The sequence below is a fragment of the Delftia sp. genome, from assembly GCF_059499305.1.
The window spans coordinates 195,620-213,123 of the sequence record NZ_JCABYI010000031.1; the positions used below are offsets into that span (position 1 = coordinate 195,620).

Here is a 17,504-nt window from a genome sequence, read left to right on the forward strand (position 1 = left end):
GCGGCCCAGCGGCATCAGAACTGCAGCAGGCTCAGCGCAAACGGCAGGCTGAGCACGCCCAGCAGCGTGGACAGCGTGACCAGCCCCGCCACATACGAGCCGTTGTAGCCCATGCGTGCGGCCAGCACATAGCACGACGATGCGGTGGGCAGGGCCGAGAAGGCCATGAGGATCAGGGCCTGCGCACCGCTGAGGCCAAATGCCCGCACCATGGCATAGGCGATCAGCGGCTGCACCAGATGCCGCACGGCCAGCAGGCACACGGCCAGCAGCTTGCCGGCGGCCAGCGCGCCGAACTGCATGCCGGCGCCGGCCGACATCAGGCCCAGCGCGATGGAGGCTGCGCCTATGCGGGAGACTGACGGCTCGAGCAGTGCGGGCAGCTTCAGCCCCAGCGCGCTGAACACCAGGCCCGACAGCGTGCCCACGATCAGCGGATTGCGCACCAGTTGCCCCAGGAAGTGCTGGTTGCTGCCGCGCGCCATGGGCCAGACGGCCGCGATATTGCACAGCGGCACGCTCACGCCGATCAGCACCGAGATGAACAGCAGGCCCTCAGGCCCCGCCAGTCGGCTGGCCAGCGCCAGGCCGATGAAGGAGTTGAAGCGAAACGCCACCTGCACGGCGCCGGCATGCTCGCGCACATCGATGCGGCCGCGCAGGCCCGGCCACCAGGGCAGGCTGTAGGCCAGGCCGATGCCGACCAGGGCCGCACACACGCCAGCGGCCAGCAAGTGGGAGGTGGCACCCCAGTCCACCGGGCTCTTGACGATGGAGTGGAACAGCAGCACCGGAAACAGCAGGTAGTACACCAGCGCCTCCACCGCCTGCCAGACCGTGCGATTGAGCTGTGTGAAGCGGCACAGCACGTAGCCAAGCACGATGAGCGAAAAATCGGGGAAGAGCAGCACGGCGTAGTTCACGGGGGCTGAGCATAAGCGCAACCCCGCAGTCGCCGCGTCTCCCGAGAAACCATGGCGCGAGGCTAGGGGTAAACACCGGGAAATCAGTGCTGCGACAAACTGTGACAACCGGGCCCCGGGCCTTAGCATCGCTGGGGTCCACACAGCCGATCCGAAAGCGCAGGTCCTGACGACCGTCAAGCGCGCAGCGGGCTCCAGGCCCCAACATGGCTGTTCCGTGGCAGCGTTTGCGAGCCTTCATTTCGCAGACCATCCATCCGCAGGCACGGCCTTGCGGATGTCCATGAAAACCTCTTCGTCAACACGACCCCCAAAAGGAGATCCTGTATGAATCGTCGCAGCTGGATGGGACTGACCCTGGTCCTCGCAAGCACCGGAGCCCTGGCCCAGGCCTACCCCACCAAGCCGATCAAGCTGGTGGTGCCCTTCGCCCCCGGTGGCACGACCGACATCATCGCCCGCGTGATCGCCGAACCCCTGACCAAGGAACTGGGCCAGCCCGTGGTGGTGGACAACCGCGGCGGCGGCGGTGGCGTCATCGGCGCCATGGAAACCGCGCGCTCGCAGCCCGATGGCTACAGCCTGGGCATCGCCACGGTCTCGACCACGGCGACCAACCCCGCGATCAATCCCAAGATCTCGTACAACACGCTGACGGACTTCACGCCCATCATCAACGTGGCGGCCACGCCCAACGTGATCGCGGTGAACCCCAAGTTCCCCGCCAAGGACTACAAGAGCTTCGAGGCCGAACTCAAGAAGTCCCAGGGCAAGTACTCCTATGCGTCCTCGGGCACGGGCGGCATCCAGCACATGCTGATGGAGCTGTACAAGAGCCTGACCAACACCTTCGTCACCCACATCCCCTACCGCGGCGCGGGCCCTGCGCTCAACGACGTGGTGGCGGGCCAGGTGCCCATGGTGCTGGACAATCTGCCCTCGGCCCTGCCCTTCATCAAGGACAACCGCCTGGTGCCCATCGTGGTGGCCGCGCCCCAGCGCCTGGCCGTGCTGCCCAATGTGCCCACCTTCAAGGAAGTGGGCCTGGAGCCGGTGAACCGCATGGCCTACTACGGCATCCTGGGCCCCAAGAACATGCCCAAGGATGTGGTGGACAAGATCAACGCCGCCGTGCGCAAGGTGCTGCAGGACCCGGCCGTGCGCAAGCGCATCGAGGACACGGGCTCCCTGGTCATCGGCAACTCGCCTGAAGAGTTCGCCAAGCAGATCAAGGAAGAGTACGAGACCTACAAGAAGGTGGTTGCCCAGCAAAAACTCACGCTGGAGTAAGCACCGCCCAGAGCGGTTGGATCAGAGCCCGAGGTTCCTTGCGGACCTCGGGTTTTTTCGTTGTAGGCTTGATGGGATGTTCCAAGTGCCTGCCGCTTCCATCATGTCCCCCTCGGTTGCCGAAGCCGAACCTGCTGCCGATCCTGCATCCTGGCCCGCGCCGCTGCCGGCCAGCCTGGATGCGCTGGACCTGTTCATGGATGCGCTGCTGCTGGAAGACGGGCTGTCGCGCAATACGCTGGCGGCCTACCGCCGCGATCTGACGGCCTGGGGGCGGTGGCTGGCGCACCAGCGGCCGCCGCTGGCGCTGGATGCGGCGGGCGAGCTGGAACTGCAGGGCTATTTCGCGGTGCGCGTGGAGCAGACCAAGGCCAGTTCTTCCAACCGGCGGTTGACGGTGCTGCGCCGCTACTACCACTGGGCGCTGCGCGAGCAGCGCATTGCGGCCGATCCCACGGTGCGCATGCTGGCGGCACGGCAGCCGCCGCGCGTGCCGCATACGCTGACGCAGGCTCAGGTGGAGGCGCTGCTCAAGGCGCCCGATGTCGATACGCCGCTGGGCCTGCGTGACCGCGCCATGCTGGAGCTGATGTACGCCAGCGGCCTGCGCGTGAGCGAGCTGGTGGATCTGCCGATGCATGGCATCGATCTGCGCTCGGGCGTGCTGCGCGTGACCGGCAAGGGGCAAAAGGAAAGACTGGTGCCTTTCGGCCAGGAGGCACATTGGTGGCTGGAGCGCTATCTGGCCACGGCGCGCGGCGCCATCCTGGGCGGGCAGCGCAGCGATGCGGTCTTCGTGACCCAGCGCGGGGCTGCGATGAGCCGCGTGATGTTCTGGGTCATCGTCAAGCGCTGTGCGCAGATAGCCGGCATTACGGCACCGCTGTCGCCGCACACGCTGCGCCATGCCTTCGCCACGCATTTGCTCAACCACGGCGCTGACCTGCGCGTGGTGCAGATGCTGCTGGGCCATGCCGATATCTCCACCACCACCATCTACACCCATGTGGCGCGCGAGCGGCTCAAGGCCCTGCACGCTTTGCACCATCCGCGTGGTTGATTGGATGTGGTCGGTTCGCCGGATTGCCTATTTCTGGCGTTGAAACCGTCGAAGTGGCAAAGCCCGCCTCGGGGATATGTGCTTTGCACAACAATCACCGCCGTGTTCGATGTGTTTCTGCGGAGTTCTCGATGACTGATTTCCTGCGCCGGCATGTGCTGGTGACTTCCATGCTGGCGGCGACGGTGGCTGCCGCGGCCCTGCCGATGTCTGCGTCGGCTGCCGATGCGGCATGGCCCAGCCGGCCCATCCGCGTGGTGGTTTCCTACCCGGCCGGCGGCGTCAGCGATGTGGTGGCCCGCGCCCTGGGCGAGAAGCTGGCCGCCCGCCTGGGCCAGCCCGTGGTGGTGGACAACAAGGCCGGCGCCGGCGGCGCCATCGGCCTGGACCTGGTGGCCAAGGCCGCACCCGATGGCTACACGCTGGGCTTTTCCTCCATCAGCCCGCTGACGCTGAGCCCGCACCTGGGCAAGCCCCTGTTCGATCCGCAGCGCGACCTGGTGCCCGTGACCAGCGTGATGTACTCGCCCGTGCTGCTGCTGGGCACGGCCCGCTCCACGGCGGCCGACTTCAATGCGCTGGTGGCCCAGGCCAAGGCGCAGCCCGGCGAAGTGCGCTGGGCCACGGCCGGCCTGGCCTCGCTGGGCCACATCATGCTCGAGCAGATCATGCATGCCTCGCAGGTCCGGATCACGCACATTCCCTACAAGGGCGGCGGGCAGCAGCTCAATGACGGCCTGAGCGCGCAGTTCGAAGTGCTGTCCACCAATGCCGGCCCGGCCGTTTTGCAGCACATCAAGGCGGGCAAGTTCAAGGCCCTGGCCGTGGGCGCACCCCAGCGCCTGGAGTCGCTGCCCGGCGTTCCCACGCTGGCCGAACTGGGCTACAAGAGCGCCAACATGACCTCGGTGTTCGGCATCTTCGCGCCCGCTGGAACGCCTGCGCCCGTGCTGCAAAAGCTCAATGCCGAGATCAACCAGGTGCTGGCCCAGCCGGACATGCGCGCCAAGCTGGAGGCCACCGACAACGTGGCCATGGGCGGCAAGGCCGAGGACTTTGCACGCCAGATCGAGGCCGAGTCCCAGTCCAACGCGCGCATCATTCGCGCAGCCGGCATCAAGCTCAATTGATGGAGCGCAGGGTGCCACCGGCGCCCATGCAAAAAGGGCTTGCAGCCGTCATGGCCGCAAGCCCTTTGTCTTTGGTGCCGGATGTGCGGGGCCCGCCTATGCCATGGGCTCGTCCGCCGTGAGATTGTCGGCCCAGGCCAGGGCCTGCAGATGCGCCCAGTTGACCTGGTGGTTGGACAGCTGCAGTGCATTGGCTGCGCGCGCGAAGCCTTCGTCATCGCCGCTTTCGCAGGCACGCGTCAACTCCAGGAAGGGCGCGAACACGCCCTTGTTGTGCACCAGCGCATCGATCACGGGCTGGGGCAGGGCGATGGACTCCAGCGCCTTTTCCATGGGCTGGCCCAGCATCACGTCCAGCAGCGAGAACACGCCGACCACGAAGGCGTTGTCGCACTCCTCGGGCGAGAGCAGCTCGGCCGTCAGCAACTCCATCAGGCGCCCGCGCACCACGGCGGTCTGGCCCACGGCCGGCGGCGTGCCGCCCGCGCGCGAAGTGGTCAAAAGCAGGGCCGCCCAGCGGAACAGCTTCTTGAGGCCCAGGATCATCACCGCGTGGCGGAACGAGGTGATCTCGCACGACAGGCCGAAACCCGAGGAGTTGATGAAGCGCAGCAGGTTGAAGGACAGCGTGGGATCCTTCTTGAGCAGGGCTTCGATCTCGTCCGTGCTGGCCTGCTGGCGCACTAGATTGATCAGCTGGATGATGGTGGCCTGCGTGGGGCGGATGGTGCGCGCCTGCACGAGTTGCGGCTGGGCGAACCAGAAGCCCTGGAACAGCCGCACGCCCAGGTCGCGCATGCGCTCGAACTGCTCGGAGGTCTCGACCTTTTCGGCCACGATCTGGGCATTGGTATGGGCGCGCGCGAACTTCACCAGGGTCTCGGCATCGGCCAGTGCGAAGGTCTGCATGTCCAGCTTGATGAAGGCGGCCGCAGGCAGCCAGCTGGCATAGGCGCGGCGCAGCAGGTGCTGGTTGAAGGCCAGGCGGAAGCCGCGCTGGCGCAGGGCCTGGAAGGTGGGCAGGCGTTCCTCGATATCGGCAGCCGTGGCGTTCTCGCCCAGCGTGGGTACCTCCAGCACCACCTTGTCGGGGTGGATCAGTTCCAGGTGGCCGCCGGCCAGGCTGTCATGCGTGCAGTTGATGAAGACTGTCTTCTTGCCCACCAGCGCTTCGGCGCCCGCATACGACAGCGCGTTGAAGAGCAGGGCGGCATCGGAGGCCGCCGTGTGCGCATGCTGGGCCGTGGAGCGGTCGAAAAGCTCATAGCCGAAGACATCGCGCGCCTCGTTGACGATGGCCTGGCGCGCAATGACGGCCACCTGCCCGTCCTCCACCCCGGCTGGCAGGGGGGGCGGCGGAGCGGAGGAGTTGTCGTTGGTAGTCATTTGGAAGCTGAGAAAGATGGATGAGCGATGGCTTTCGATGGCGTTCTATAGCTTATAGCTATAGCGAGCTGTCTGCCAGTTGGTCGGTCCAGGCCAGGGCCTGCAGATGGGCCCAGTTGATCTGCTGGCTGCTCAGGCGCAGTGCGCCTGCGCTGCGGTGGAAGGCTGCATCGTCGCTGGCTTCGCAGGCCTGGGCCAGGATCAGCAGCTCGCCCAGCACGCCTTCGTGGCGCAGCACGGCGGCGGAGACGGCGTCGGGCACGGGGATCAGGCTCATGGCCACGTCCTGCGGCAGGTCCAGCATGCTGCCCAGCAGCGAGAAGATGCCGACGACAAAGGCCTGGTCGGAGTCTTCCTCGCTCAGCGATTCCTGGGCCAGCAGCTCCATCAGTCGCCCGCGGATCACGGCGGTCTGGCCGATGGCCGGCGGCGGGCCGCCGTTGCGCGATGCGGTCAGCAGCATGGCCGCCCAGCGGAACAGCTTCTTGAGGCCCATGAGCATCACGGCCTGGCGGAACGAGGTGATCTCGCGCTGCACGCCGAAGCCCACGGAATTGATCAGGCGCATCAGGTTGAAGGCCAGGCCCGCATCCTTCTTGAGCACATCCTCGATGGCATCGGTGCTGGCCTGCTGGCGCACCAGATTCAGCAGCTGGACAATGCTTTGCTGCGAGGGCGACAGCAGCTTGGTGCGCACCACCGTGGGCCGCGCGAACCAGAAGCCCTGGAACAGCTGTATGCCCAGGCGGCCCACCTGCTCATGCTGCTGGGCGCTTTCCACCTTCTCGGCGATCAGCTCGGCGCGCGTGTGGCGGCCGGCAAAATTGACCAGCACGGCCAACTGGTCAGGGGCCAGCACGGACAGGTCGAACTTGATGTAGTCGGCCAGGGGCAGCCAGGCTGCATAGGCGGACTCCAGCACCGTGTGATTGAAGGCCAGGTTGAAACCGCGTGCGCGCAGATTGCTGAGGATGGGCAGGCGGGCCTGTACCTCCTGCTGGGCGGCCAGGCCCAGCGGCGGTATCTCCAGCACCACCTTGTCGGGGTTGAGCAGCTCCAGATGCCCGCCGGCCAGGCTTTCATGCGTGCAGTTGACGAACATCAACTTGGTGCCAACCAGATCTTCTTCGCCCGCATGCGACAGGGCCGTGAACACCAGGGACACATCCGAGGCCGCCGTATGGTCCGGGTAGGCGCGCGAACGGTTGAAAAGCTCATAGCCGATGATCTGCTGCACCCCGTTGACGATGGCCTGGCGCGCAATCATTCCCCGATCCGTGGACGCGGGGCTGGCCACAGGGGCATCGTTGAAGAGATGGACAGGCAATTCGGTCATGGAGTGTTCGGTCGAAGGGACACGGGAAGCAGCAGATCTGATTGTAGGAATGTTCTGAATAAATATGCCGACAGGCAGTGTCTGCTGGGACAAGTCCGATTGCGGAGTCGGACCCATCCTAGTTTGTAAACCATTGTGTGGCTTCACGAGCGGCCTGGGCCTGTCCGCACGGCGCAGGCAGGCTTTCTTCAGACCTGCTGCAACCAGGCCAGTTCAGTATCGGTGAAGCCTGCGGCGCGGCGTGCGCGTTCGTTGAAGGGCGGGCGCAGGCGCGGCGCCTCGTAGCGCAGGGTCAGCGCCTGGTAGTGGGCCTCGGGCTCCAGGCCTTCGCGCTCGCACAGCCAGCGGTACCAATGATTGCCTATGGCCACGTGGCCCACTTCCTCGCGCAGGATGATGTCGAGGATGTCCACCGCCGCCAGCGCATCGGGCGCGCGCGTGTTGCGCAGCTTGTTCTGGATCTGGGGCGTGGCGTCCAGGCCGCGCGCCTCCAGCGTGCGCGGCACCAGGGCCATGCGGGCCACCACGTCATGGGCGGTCTTCTCGCACATGGTCCACAGGCCCTGGTGGGCCGGGAAATCGCCGTAGTCGTGGCCCAGGTGCGCACGCAGATGCTCGCGCAGCAGGCGAAAGTGCCTGGCCTCCTCGGCGGCCACCTGCAGCCAGTCCAGGTAGTACTGCTGCGGCATGCCGTCAAAGCGCCAGACGGCGTCCAGCGCCAGATTGATGGCGTTGAACTCGATGTGGGCTATGGCGTGGATCAGCACGGCCCGGCCTTCCGGCGTCGCCGGCGAACGCCTTGCAACGGCGGTGTGGTGGCGCAGCTCGGGCCGCAGCGGGCGGCCCGGCAGGTCCGGCGCGGGATCCGGCAGGGCCGGTGCCTGCGGTGCTATTGAATAAAGCGCCTGCCGCGCATACATGTCCAACGCGGCGGCGGCCTTTTCTTCGGGGTCCGTGAGGCACAAGACCTCAAGGGCGCGGTGACGTAACTCCATCCCTACAATTCTAGGTTTCCTGCCATCACCAATAATTGACGGAGACAAAGACCCATGGCGATCTATGAACTGGATGGAGTGGCCCCTGAAGTGGCGGCGTCGGCCTGGGTGGCCGACAGCGCCGAAGTGGTGGGCAATGTGCAGCTGGCCGAAGACGCCAGCATCTGGTTCGGCGCCGTGCTGCGCGGCGACTGCGAGAGCATCACCATCGGTGAGGGCAGCAACATCCAGGACGCCAGCGTGCTGCATGCCGACCTGGGCAAGCCGCTGGTCGTGGGGCGCCACGTGACCGTGGGCCACCAGGTCATGCTGCATGGCTGCACCATTGGCGACGAGTCGCTGATAGGCATCGGTGCCGTGGTGCTCAACGGCGCGAAGATCGGCCGCAACTGCTTGGTCGGCGCAGGCGCCCTCATCACCGAAGGCAAGGAATTTCCCGATGGCTCGATGATCATCGGCAGCCCGGCCAAGGCCGTGCGCCAATTGACGCCCGAGCAGATCGAGGGCTTGCGCCGCAGCGCCCAACACTATGTCGACAATGCGCGACGGTTCAAGACCGGGCTGCGCAAGCTGGGCTGAGCGAGGCCCGGCACTTTTTTACGGAATCCATCAGCGTGTCTGAACTGCATAAATTCATCTTCGAAGGCCTGCCCGTGCGCGGCTCCATCGTTCGCCTCACCGATGCCTGGCAGGAAATCCTGCAGCGCCGCGCGGGCAACGGCGAGACCGGCGCCTACCCCGCTGCCGTGAGCGAACTGCTGGGAGAAATGGCGGCTGCGGGCGTGCTCATGCAGTCCAATATCAAGTTCAACGGCGCCCTGGTCTTCCAGGTCATGGGCGATGGCCCGGTCAAGCTGGCTGTGGCCGAGGTGCAGTCCGATTTCGGCCTGCGCGCCACCGCCACCCTGATCGGCGACCCTCCCGAAGGCGCCACGCTGGAACAACTGCTCAATGTGCACGGCGGCGGCCGCTGCGCCATCACGCTGGACCCCAAGGGGCGCCAGCCGGGCCAGCAGCCCTACCAGGGCGTGGTGCCGCTGCAGGATGCGCAGGGCCGGCGCTTCACCAAGGTGTCCGACGCGCTGCAGCACTACATGCTGCAGTCGGAACAGCTGGACACCGTGCTGGTGCTGGCGGCCGACGACCAGGTGGCCGCCGGCCTGCTGATCCAGCGCATGCCGGTCAAGGGTGAGGCCAACCTGGCCGCTGCCACCGAAAGCGAGCAGTCGGGTCAGGATGCCATCGGGCTGAACGAGGACTACAACCGTATCGCCACGCTGGCCTCCAGCCTCACGCGCGACGAGCTGCTCACGCTGGATGTGGAGACCATACTGCGCCGCCTGTTCTGGGAAGAGAAGCTGATGCGCTTCGTGCCCCAGCAGGACGAGGAGCATCCGCGCTTTGCGTGCACCTGCAGCCGTGACCGTGTGGCGTCCATGCTGGTGTCGCTGGGCTCCGAAGAGGTGGAGAGCATCCTGGAGGAGCGCGGCAGCATCGAGGTGGGCTGTGACTTCTGCGGCAAGCAGTACGAATTCGATCCCATCGACGCAGCCCAGCTGTTCACCGAGGCCGGCAAGCAGCCGCCGACCTCGACGAACGTCCAGTAAATACCCTCGAAGTCAGTCTCGCCCGCTGCGCAGCGCGTCGAACAGTCGCCGCTCGCAGTCCGGGTCGCTGCATTGCTCGCAGCCGTAGGGGCGAAGGCGGGCGCCGCGTTGCGCGGGGCTTGCGGGCAGCCAGGACCAGTCCATTTGCGGAGCCTTGAGCCTGAGCGACTCGGCCAGCTGTTGCCATTGCCGGGCGGTATTGCCGTAGAGCACCACGTAGTCGCGTGACTGGCTTTGCAATTGGTCGCGCCAATGCTGGAGCTGTGCGGCAGGGCCATCGCTCACCCCTTCGTGCTCGGTGACGGAGGCTCTCCAATCCAGTCCCAGCAGGTAGACGGCTCCATGTTCCGGCAGCGACTGCCCCGGCTCGGCCGCCAGGCATTGCCAGTCGGCAGGAGATGCTCCGTGGTGCCGCCAGGCCTGGCGCAGTGCATGGGCCATGGAAAGCGCGAGCGCGGGTGGCGATCCCAGAAGAATCACCGGGGGCGGGGGCAAGCGGTCTGTGTCCAAGTACCTGTCTCGGCTTGCGCGCAGGCCCGGGCAAGGGGCGCAGGCGCCTTGTTGCAAAAGCACAAGGCCGGCATGAAGCCGGCCTTGGTGCAGGAAATCCCAATCCTCAGCGCCGCACGATCTGCACGAAGATCTCGTTGGGCTTGACCATGCCCAGTTCGCTGCGGGCCTTTTCCTCGACCATGGCCAGGCCGTCCTTGAGGTCGTTGACCTCGGAGGCCAGACGGTCGTTCTCGGCTTTTTCCAGCGCGTTGGCCACGTTCTGGTCGTGGATCTGCTGCTGCAGTTCCTTGACGTAAGCCACGCTGCCATGGCCCAGCCACAGCTGCGCGTGCACGGCGGCGAGCAGGGCGAGCAGGACAAGGGGGACGACGCGGTTGACCATGGCAGCAGATGTTGCAGAAAGGAAAAAGGCTTGCAGGCCCGATGGCTTGCAAGCCTAACGCTTTTCAGCGCAGGTTGTAGAAAGCCTCGCGGCCGGGGTAGTGGGCGATGTCACCCAGGTCTTCCTCGATGCGCAGCAGCTGGTTGTACTTGGCGATGCGGTCCGAACGGCTCAGCGAGCCGGTCTTGATCTGGCCTGCGTTGGTGCCCACGGAGATGTCGGCAATCGTCGAATCCTCGGTTTCACCGGAGCGGTGCGAGATCACGGCCGTGTAGCCTGCGCGCTTGGCCATTTCGATGGCGGCGAAGGTTTCGGTCAGCGTGCCGATCTGGTTGATCTTGATCAGGATGGAGTTGGCGATCTTCTTGTCGATGCCTTCCTTCAGGATCTTGGTGTTGGTGACGAACAGGTCGTCGCCCACCAGCTGGACCTTGGCGGCCAGGCGGTCGGTCAGGATCTTCCAGCCATCCCAGTCGCCTTCGGCCATGCCGTCCTCGATGGAGATGATGGGGTACTTGTCGCACCAGCCGGCCAGCATGTCGGTCCACTGGGTGGCGGTCAGCGTCAGGTTGCCTTCACCGGCCAGCACGTACATGCCGTCCTTATAGAACTCGCTGGCGGCGCAGTCCAGGCCCAGGGCGATCTGTTCGCCGGCCTTGTAGCCTGCGTTTTCGATGGCCTGCAGGATCAGCTGGATGGCGGCTTCGTGGTTTTCCACGGAAGGCGCAAAACCGCCTTCGTCGCCCACGGCCGTGCTCATGCCCTTGTCGTGGATGATCTTCTTGAGCGCGTGGAAGACTTCGGCGCCCCAGCGCACGGCTTCGCGGAACGAAGGCGCGCCCACGGGGATGATCATGAATTCCTGCAGGTCCAGGCTGTTGTTGGCGTGCGCGCCGCCGTTGATGACGTTCATCATCGGCACGGGCAGCTGCATGCCACCCATGCCGCCCAGGTAGCGGTACAGCGGCAGGCCGGCCTCTTCGGCGGCGGCGCGGGCCACGGCCATGGAGACGGCCAGCATGGCGTTGGCGCCCAGGCGGCCCTTGTTGTCCGTGCCGTCCAGGTCGATCAGGGTCTTGTCCAGGAAGGCCTGCTCGGAGGCGTCCAGGCCCAGCACGGCTTCGGAGATCTCGGTGTTGATGTGCTCGACGGCCTTGAGCACGCCCTTGCCCAGGTAGCGGCTCTTGTCGCCGTCACGCAGCTCGATGGCTTCGCGCGAGCCGGTGGACGCGCCCGAAGGCACGGCCGCGCGGCCCATCACGCCCGATTCCAGCAGCACGTCGCACTCGACGGTGGGGTTGCCGCGGCTGTCCAGCACTTCGCGGCCTACGATGTCAACGATTGCACTCATGGCATTTCCTTTGCGGTTTTTGAAATCGGTGTGCAGGCGGGTTCCGGTGAGGTTGCGCCCTGGTGCTTGCCGGGCAAGCGGTATGGGTGGTCGGTGGCGTGGCAGGCTGCCGCGCCACCGTGCACGGCCATGCTCCGCGGCGCAGTATCTGCGATCGGGCGGCGGCCATTGTGCACAAATTGGGTGGATGGCTTTGTATGCGCTGCGCTCTTGACGGGCCGGGTATCGCTGGCCGCGGTCAGACGCCCTCGACGCAGACCATGCGCATGATGGCCGCGCCTTCGCGGGCTTCGCGGGCACGCAGGTACTCGGGCGTGTCGTAGAAAGCCTTGGCGGCTTCGAAGCTGGTGAACTTGAGGATCACGGTGCGGCCGGGATTCCAGTCGCCTTCGAGCACTTCGACCTTGCCGCCGCGCACGCAGACTTCGGCGCCATGCGCGCGCATGGCCTCGGTGCTCCACTTGCGGTATTCCTCGTACTGCTCGGGCTTGGTGACGGTGACGGACGCAATGATGTAGCCGCTGGCCATGGGTCAGACTCCAAAATCGTTTTCGAGGAAGCCGTTCTTCTTGGTCACGTCGTCGAGCGCGACCAGGGTTTCGAGCAGGGCCTTCATGTGCTTGAGCGGCACGGCGTTGGGGCCGTCGCTGAGGGCGCAGGGAGGATTGGGATGGGTTTCCATGAACAGTCCGGCCACGCCCACGGCCACGGCCGCACGCGAGAGCACGGGCACCATCTCTCGCATGCCGCCGCTGCTGGTGCCGTTGCCGCCGGGCAGCTGCACGCTGTGCGTGGCATCGAAGACCACGGGCGCACCGGTCTCGCGCATGATGGACAGGCTGCGCATGTCCGAGACCAGATTGTTGTAGCCGAAGCTGGCGCCGCGCTCGCAGGCCATGAAGCTGTCCTCGGGCAGGCCGGCCTCCTTGGCGGCGGCGCGGGCCTTGTCGATGACATTCTTCATGTCATGCGGGGCCAGGAACTGGCCCTTCTTGATGTTCACCGGCCGGCCCGACTGGGCCACGGCACGGATGAAGTCGGTCTGGCGGCACAGGAAGGCCGGCGTCTGCAGCACGTCCACGACCTGGGACACGGCCGGGATTTCGGACTCGGTGTGCACGTCGGTCAGGATGGGGACCTGCAGGTCCTTCTTCACCTTGGCGAGGATCTCCAGGCCCTTGTCCATGCCCGGGCCGCGAAAGCTGGCGCCCGAGCTGCGGTTGGCCTTGTCGTAGCTGCTCTTGAAGATGAAGTGGATGCCCAGGGCCGCCGTGATTTCCTTGAGCTGCCCCGCCACGTCCATCTGCAGCTGCTCGGACTCGACGACGCAGGGACCTGCAATGAGAAAGAAGCGCCGGTCGAGGCCGACGTCGAAGCCGCAGAGTTTCATGGTGGGGATTCCTTGGGAAATGGTGGGCGGCGTTGCGGGGCTCAGGACTTGCGCGGTGCCTTCTGGCGCTCGATCGCAGCCTTCACGAAGGCATTGAACAGCGGGTGGCCGCTCCACGGCGTGGACTTGAACTCGGGGTGGAACTGCACGCCGATGTACCAGGGGTGAACTTCCTTGGGAAGTTCGACGATCTCGGTCAGCTGCTCACGCTGGGTCAGCGCCGAGATCACCAGGCCCGCTTCGCGCAGCTGGTCCAGATACTGGACGTTGGCTTCATAGCGATGGCGGTGGCGCTCGGTGACCACGTCACCGTAGATGCTGTGGGCCAGCGTGCCGGCCTGCACGTCGGAGGACTGCGCGCCCAGGCGCATGGTGCCGCCCAGGTCGGAGTTCTCGTCGCGGGTCTTGACCGTGCCGTCGGCATCCTTCCACTCGGTGATCAGGGCGATCACGGGGTTGGCGGACTTGGGGTCGAACTCGGTGGAGTTGGCGCCTTCGAGGCCGGCCACATGGCGGGCGTATTCGATGGTGGCCACCTGCATGCCCAGGCAGATGCCCAGGTAGGGCACCTTGTTTTCGCGGGCGTAGCGGGCCGTGGAGATCTTGCCTTCCACGCCGCGAGAGCCGAAGCCGCCGGGCACGAGGATGGCGTCGTACTGCGAGAGCTTGTCGCGCGCATTGGCGTCGCTGATGGTCTCGGAGTCCACATGGGTGATCTTCACGGCCACATGGCTTTGCATGCCGGCGTGCTTGAGCGCCTCGTTGACGGACTTGTAGGCGTCCGACAGCTCGACGTACTTGCCGACCATGGCGATCTTGACCTCGCCCTGCGGGTGCTCGGTCTCGTGGACCAGGTCATCCCAGCGCTTGAGGTTGGTGGGCGGCGTGTTCAGGCGCAGCTTGTCGCAGATCAGGCCGTCCAGGCCCTGCTCGTGCAGCATGCGGGGCACCTTGTAGATGGTGTCCACGTCCCACATGGAGATCACGCCCCATTCGGGAACGTTGGTGAACAGCGAGATCTTTTCCTTTTCCTCGTCCGGCACGCGGTGCTGGGCGCGGCACAGCAGGGCGTCGGGCTGGATGCCGATCTCGCGCAGCTTCTGCACGGTGTGCTGCGTGGGCTTGGTCTTGAGCTCGCCGGCCGTGGCGATCCAGGGCAGGTAGGTCAGGTGCACGAAGGCCGTGTTGTTGGGGCCCTGCTTGAGGGCCAGCTGGCGCACGGCTTCGAGGAAGGGCAGGGACTCGATATCGCCCACCGTGCCGCCGACTTCGCAGATGGCCACGTCCACGGCATCCGGCGTGCCGATGCCGGCGCCGCGCTTGATGTACTCCTGGATTTCATTGGTCACGTGAGGGATCACCTGCACGGTCTTGCCCAGGTAGTCGCCGCGGCGCTCCTTCTCCAGAACGCTCTGGTAGATGCGGCCGGTGGTGAAGTTGTTGGACTGCTTCATACGCGTTTCGATGAAACGCTCGTAGTGGCCCAGGTCCAGATCGGTCTCTGCGCCATCGTCGGTCACGAACACTTCACCGTGCTGGAAGGGCGACATGGTGCCCGGGTCCACGTTGATGTACGGGTCCAGCTTGATGAGAGTGACTTTGAGGCCGCGCGATTCGAGGATCGCAGCAAGGGAGGCTGAGGCGATTCCCTTGCCCAGGGAAGACACCACACCGCCTGTGACGAAGACAAATTTGGTCATGTCTTTTATTGGTGGTGGTAAAGCAGGATTATAGATGCGCCGCCGAATTCGCCGCGCCGCGCGGGGCTGCTCGGACGTTGCGGCTCTGCTAAATTGCGCGCCATGACTGAAGTGTTCGCTGGTAAACATCTGGTGCTCGGCCTCTCCGGAGGCGTGGCTTGTTACAAATCTGCCCAGCTGGTGCGCCTGCTGGTACAGGCCGGGGCCACCGTGCAGGTGGTGATGACCGAGGCGGCCGAGCAGTTCATCACGCCGGTGACCATGCAGGCGCTGTCGGGCCGCCCTGTCTACGGATCGCAGTGGGACGCGCGCGAGCCCAACAACATGCCCCACATCAACCTCAGCCGCGAGGCCGACGCGATGCTGATCGCGCCCTGCAGCGCCGACTTCATCGCGCGCCTGGTGCAGGGCCGCTCCGACGAGTTGCTGAGCCTGATGTGCCTGGCGCGCCCCATGGACCGCGTGCCCCTGCTGTTGGCTCCGGCCATGAACCGCGAGATGTGGGCACACCCGGCCACGCAGCGCAACCTGGCGCAGGTGGCCGCCGACGGCGCGCTGGTGCTGGGCGTGGGAACGGGCGACCAGGCCTGTGGCGAGGTGGGCGACGGCCGCATGCTGGAGCCCGAGGAAATCATGGAGGAGCTGGCCGCCTTCTTCACGCCCAAGCTGCTGCAGGGCCGGCAGGTGCTGGTCACGGCGGGCCCGACCTTCGAGGCCATCGACCCCGTGCGCGGCATTACCAACCATTCCAGCGGAAAGATGGGCTTTGCCGTTGCGCGCGCCGCACGCGAGGCGGGCGCCCAGGTGACCCTGGTGGCCGGGCCCGTGCACCTGCGCACGCCGCGCGGCGTGCAGCGCATCGACGTGCAATCGGCGCAGCAGATGTTCGATGCCGTGCAGCAGCAACTGCCCCAGGCTGGCGTGTTCATCGCCACGGCGGCCGTGGCCGACTGGCGCCCGGCCACGGCGTCAGACCAGAAGATCAAGAAGGACGGCTCGGGCCAGACCCCCACGCTGACCTTCGTCGAGAACCCCGACATCCTGGCGGCCGCCGCGCAGTCCGAGCCCGCACGCAGCGGACGGCTGTACTGCGTGGGCTTCGCCGCCGAAAGCCATGACCTGCTGCAGCACGCCAGCGCCAAGCGCCTGCGCAAGCAGGTGCCGCTGCTGGTGGGCAATATCGGTCCCGCAACCTTTGGGCGGGATGACAATGCCCTGCTGCTGATCGACGAGTCCGGCACCCAGGAGTTGCCGCACGCCTCCAAGTCCCTGCTGGCGCGCCAGCTGGTGGCCGAGATCGCCCGGCGCCTGCCACCCGTCCGTTGACACCACCGAAGGCCCGCATGTCACAGAACACCTACGAAGGCCCCCGCCACGGCGACTATGTGCGCTATGTGGATGAGCTGCTGCGCGCCAGCCCCCTGTACCGCTCTGCGGCCCATGGCTGGATGGCGCAGGGACGCAGCGATTTCACCGATGCGGTGGCCACGCCGGGCGCGCAGTCCCAGTCCGTGGTCGAGCGCGTGCGCGAGCAGGTGCAGGCTGCGGCCGAGAAGGCGCGCATCGCCGCGCAGCAGGCGTCGGTGCCTGCCCTGCCGGGGCGCCCGCCGTCTGCAGGCGACAGGAACGGCGACAGGAATGGTGGCAGGGCCGATCGCGGCCGGCAGGCGGCGCGGGCACAGCAAGCCCAGGCCTCCTCCGCCGCCAAGGCTGTCAAGAAGACGGTCTTCAAGATAGGTCCGGGCCAGTTGCTGGGTATCGTGATCGGCCTGATCCTGGCCGTGGTGATTCCGGGCGTCGGCCCTTTCATCCTGCTGCTCACCATCATCAATGCCATCGTCAAAGGCTTTCGCAGCGGGCTCAAGTCGTCCGGGTGACGGCGCGGGGCACAATGCGCGCTTTGCTTTTCAAGAGAGCCTGCCGTGAGGCGCTCCCCAGATTGTTTCCATGAACGTTGATATCAAGATCCTTGACGCGCGCCTGCGCGAGAACATGCCCGCCTACGCCACGCCGGGAAGCGCGGGCCTGGACCTGCGCGCCTGCATCGATGCGCCGCTGACGCTGGAGCCCGGCCAATGGCAACTGGTGCCCACGGGCATGGCCATGTACCTCAAGGACCCCGGCTACGCCGCCATGATCCTGCCGCGCTCGGGCATGGGCCACAAGCACGGCATCGTGCTGGGCAACCTGGTCGGCCTGATCGATAGCGACTACCAGGGCCAGCTCATGGTCAGCGCCTGGAACCGCTCGGCCACGGCCTTCACGCTGCAGCCCATGGACCGCCTGGCCCAGCTGATCATCGTGCCCGTGGTGCAGCCCAGCTTCAATGTGGTCGAGGAGTTCGAGTCGGCCTCCGAGCGCGGTGCGGGCGGCTACGGCTCCACCGGCAAGCAATAAGGCTTTCCGCCAGACATCGCCCGCAGCTGCGCTGCCAGGGCATC

Annotated in this window: 18 protein-coding genes; 8 read left to right on the forward strand and 10 right to left on the reverse strand. The window is 66.1% G+C overall.

The window, feature by feature from the left end; all coding sequences use genetic code 11:
* Positions 1–14 precede the first annotated feature (14 nt).
* On the reverse strand, positions 15–923 hold the full coding sequence (locus AC5I49_RS21990) for an AEC family transporter (protein WP_047219406.1): 909 nt from the start codon (positions 921–923) through the stop codon (positions 15–17).
* Between the two features lie 327 nt (positions 924–1,250).
* On the opposite strand from AC5I49_RS21990, the gene AC5I49_RS21995 reads away from it, so the two are divergent.
* From AC5I49_RS21995 to AC5I49_RS22005, 3 genes are all read left to right on the forward strand, one after another.
* Positions 1,251–2,213, forward strand: coding sequence for a tripartite tricarboxylate transporter substrate binding protein BugE (locus AC5I49_RS21995; RefSeq protein ID WP_016447654.1), 963 nt, complete (start codon positions 1,251–1,253; stop codon positions 2,211–2,213).
* 103 nt (positions 2,214–2,316) lie between these two features.
* Positions 2,317–3,273, forward strand: a complete 957-nt coding sequence (gene xerD / locus AC5I49_RS22000) for a site-specific tyrosine recombinase XerD (protein WP_052151639.1) — start codon at positions 2,317–2,319, stop codon at positions 3,271–3,273.
* A 131-nt stretch (positions 3,274–3,404) separates the two neighbouring features.
* Positions 3,405–4,403: a Bug family tripartite tricarboxylate transporter substrate binding protein gene (locus AC5I49_RS22005; RefSeq protein WP_016447652.1), complete on the forward strand. Its 999-nt coding sequence runs from the start codon at positions 3,405–3,407 to the stop codon at positions 4,401–4,403.
* 96 nt (positions 4,404–4,499) lie between these two features.
* Here AC5I49_RS22005 and AC5I49_RS22010 read toward each other — a convergent pair whose 3' ends face one another.
* The 3 genes from AC5I49_RS22010 to AC5I49_RS22020 form a co-directional block, all read right to left on the reverse strand.
* Positions 4,500–5,789: an EAL and HDOD domain-containing protein gene (locus tag AC5I49_RS22010; RefSeq protein WP_016447651.1), complete on the reverse strand. Its 1,290-nt coding sequence runs from the start codon at positions 5,787–5,789 to the stop codon at positions 4,500–4,502.
* 58 nt (positions 5,790–5,847) lie between these two features.
* The gene (locus AC5I49_RS22015; RefSeq protein ID WP_016451246.1) at positions 5,848–7,125 is read right to left on the reverse strand and encodes an EAL and HDOD domain-containing protein; all 1,278 of its coding nucleotides are present in this window, start codon (positions 7,123–7,125) and stop codon (positions 5,848–5,850) included.
* 188 nt (positions 7,126–7,313) lie between these two features.
* Complete coding sequence (locus AC5I49_RS22020; protein ID WP_016451247.1) at positions 7,314–8,120, reverse strand: ferritin-like domain-containing protein; 807 nt, start codon at positions 8,118–8,120, stop codon at positions 7,314–7,316.
* Positions 8,121–8,174: 54 nt separating this feature from the next.
* On the opposite strand from AC5I49_RS22020, the gene AC5I49_RS22025 reads away from it, so the two are divergent.
* Together AC5I49_RS22025 and hslO are read left to right on the forward strand one after the other, a co-directional pair.
* A complete protein-coding gene (locus AC5I49_RS22025) occupies positions 8,175–8,699 on the forward strand; it encodes a gamma carbonic anhydrase family protein (RefSeq protein WP_047219405.1) in 525 nt (174 codons plus the stop codon).
* A gap of 35 nt (positions 8,700–8,734) precedes the next feature.
* Positions 8,735–9,727: an Hsp33 family molecular chaperone HslO gene (hslO, locus tag AC5I49_RS22030; RefSeq protein WP_017404370.1), complete on the forward strand. Its 993-nt coding sequence runs from the start codon at positions 8,735–8,737 to the stop codon at positions 9,725–9,727.
* Positions 9,728–9,739: 12 nt separating this feature from the next.
* Here hslO and AC5I49_RS22035 read toward each other — a convergent pair whose 3' ends face one another.
* The 6 genes from AC5I49_RS22035 to pyrG all read right to left on the reverse strand — a co-directional run bounded on the left by AC5I49_RS22035 (position 9,740) and on the right by pyrG (position 15,063).
* On the reverse strand, positions 9,740–10,168 hold the full coding sequence (locus AC5I49_RS22035; RefSeq protein ID WP_046987553.1) for a hypothetical protein: 429 nt from the start codon (positions 10,166–10,168) through the stop codon (positions 9,740–9,742).
* A 175-nt stretch (positions 10,169–10,343) separates the two neighbouring features.
* The gene (ftsB, locus tag AC5I49_RS22040; RefSeq protein ID WP_012206908.1) at positions 10,344–10,622 is read right to left on the reverse strand and encodes a cell division protein FtsB; all 279 of its coding nucleotides are present in this window, start codon (positions 10,620–10,622) and stop codon (positions 10,344–10,346) included.
* A gap of 64 nt (positions 10,623–10,686) precedes the next feature.
* Positions 10,687–11,973, reverse strand: coding sequence for a phosphopyruvate hydratase (gene eno, locus AC5I49_RS22045; RefSeq protein ID WP_012206907.1), 1,287 nt, complete (start codon positions 11,971–11,973; stop codon positions 10,687–10,689).
* A gap of 238 nt (positions 11,974–12,211) precedes the next feature.
* A complete protein-coding gene (locus AC5I49_RS22050) occupies positions 12,212–12,502 on the reverse strand; it encodes a DUF1330 domain-containing protein (protein ID WP_046240927.1) in 291 nt (96 codons plus the stop codon).
* A 3-nt stretch (positions 12,503–12,505) separates the two neighbouring features.
* Entirely contained in the window at positions 12,506–13,363 is an 858-nt protein-coding gene (kdsA, locus tag AC5I49_RS22055; RefSeq protein ID WP_016447643.1) for a 3-deoxy-8-phosphooctulonate synthase, read from the reverse strand.
* A gap of 41 nt (positions 13,364–13,404) precedes the next feature.
* Complete coding sequence (gene pyrG / locus AC5I49_RS22060) at positions 13,405–15,063, reverse strand: CTP synthase (RefSeq protein ID WP_016447642.1); 1,659 nt, start codon at positions 15,061–15,063, stop codon at positions 13,405–13,407.
* Between the two features lie 102 nt (positions 15,064–15,165).
* On the opposite strand from pyrG, the gene coaBC reads away from it, so the two are divergent.
* From coaBC to dut, 3 genes are all read left to right on the forward strand, one after another.
* A complete protein-coding gene (coaBC, locus tag AC5I49_RS22065) occupies positions 15,166–16,389 on the forward strand; it encodes a bifunctional phosphopantothenoylcysteine decarboxylase/phosphopantothenate--cysteine ligase CoaBC (RefSeq protein WP_495789888.1) in 1,224 nt (407 codons plus the stop codon).
* 17 nt (positions 16,390–16,406) lie between these two features.
* The gene (locus AC5I49_RS22070; RefSeq protein WP_160851769.1) at positions 16,407–16,940 is read left to right on the forward strand and encodes a hypothetical protein; all 534 of its coding nucleotides are present in this window, start codon (positions 16,407–16,409) and stop codon (positions 16,938–16,940) included.
* A 70-nt stretch (positions 16,941–17,010) separates the two neighbouring features.
* Positions 17,011–17,460, forward strand: coding sequence for a dUTP diphosphatase (gene dut / locus AC5I49_RS22075; protein WP_017404378.1), 450 nt, complete (start codon positions 17,011–17,013; stop codon positions 17,458–17,460).
* Positions 17,461–17,504 lie beyond the last annotated feature (44 nt).

Coding starts and splice junctions, on each gene's coding strand:
- AC5I49_RS21995 (WP_016447654.1), top strand. CDS start 1,251: ATGAATCGTCGCAGCTGGATGGGACTGACCCTGGTCCTCGCAAGCACC.
- xerD (WP_052151639.1), top strand. CDS start 2,317: ATGTCCCCCTCGGTTGCCGAAGCCGAACCTGCTGCCGATCCTGCATCC.
- AC5I49_RS22005 (WP_016447652.1), top strand. CDS start 3,405: ATGACTGATTTCCTGCGCCGGCATGTGCTGGTGACTTCCATGCTGGCG.
- AC5I49_RS22010 (WP_016447651.1), bottom strand. CDS start 5,789: ATGACTACCAACGACAACTCCTCCGCTCCGCCGCCCCCCCTGCCAGCC.
- AC5I49_RS22015 (WP_016451246.1), bottom strand. CDS start 7,125: ATGACCGAATTGCCTGTCCATCTCTTCAACGATGCCCCTGTGGCCAGC.
- AC5I49_RS22020 (WP_016451247.1), bottom strand. CDS start 8,120: ATGGAGTTACGTCACCGCGCCCTTGAGGTCTTGTGCCTCACGGACCCC.
- AC5I49_RS22025 (WP_047219405.1), top strand. CDS start 8,175: ATGGCGATCTATGAACTGGATGGAGTGGCCCCTGAAGTGGCGGCGTCG.
- AC5I49_RS22035 (WP_046987553.1), bottom strand. CDS start 10,168: ATGGCCCATGCACTGCGCCAGGCCTGGCGGCACCACGGAGCATCTCCT.
- ftsB (WP_012206908.1), bottom strand. CDS start 10,622: ATGGTCAACCGCGTCGTCCCCCTTGTCCTGCTCGCCCTGCTCGCCGCC.
- eno (WP_012206907.1), bottom strand. CDS start 11,973: ATGAGTGCAATCGTTGACATCGTAGGCCGCGAAGTGCTGGACAGCCGC.
- AC5I49_RS22050 (WP_046240927.1), bottom strand. CDS start 12,502: ATGGCCAGCGGCTACATCATTGCGTCCGTCACCGTCACCAAGCCCGAG.
- kdsA (WP_016447643.1), bottom strand. CDS start 13,363: ATGAAACTCTGCGGCTTCGACGTCGGCCTCGACCGGCGCTTCTTTCTC.
- pyrG (WP_016447642.1), bottom strand. CDS start 15,063: ATGACCAAATTTGTCTTCGTCACAGGCGGTGTGGTGTCTTCCCTGGGC.
- coaBC (WP_495789888.1), top strand. CDS start 15,166: ATGACTGAAGTGTTCGCTGGTAAACATCTGGTGCTCGGCCTCTCCGGA.
- AC5I49_RS22070 (WP_160851769.1), top strand. CDS start 16,407: ATGTCACAGAACACCTACGAAGGCCCCCGCCACGGCGACTATGTGCGC.
- dut (WP_017404378.1), top strand. CDS start 17,011: ATGAACGTTGATATCAAGATCCTTGACGCGCGCCTGCGCGAGAACATG.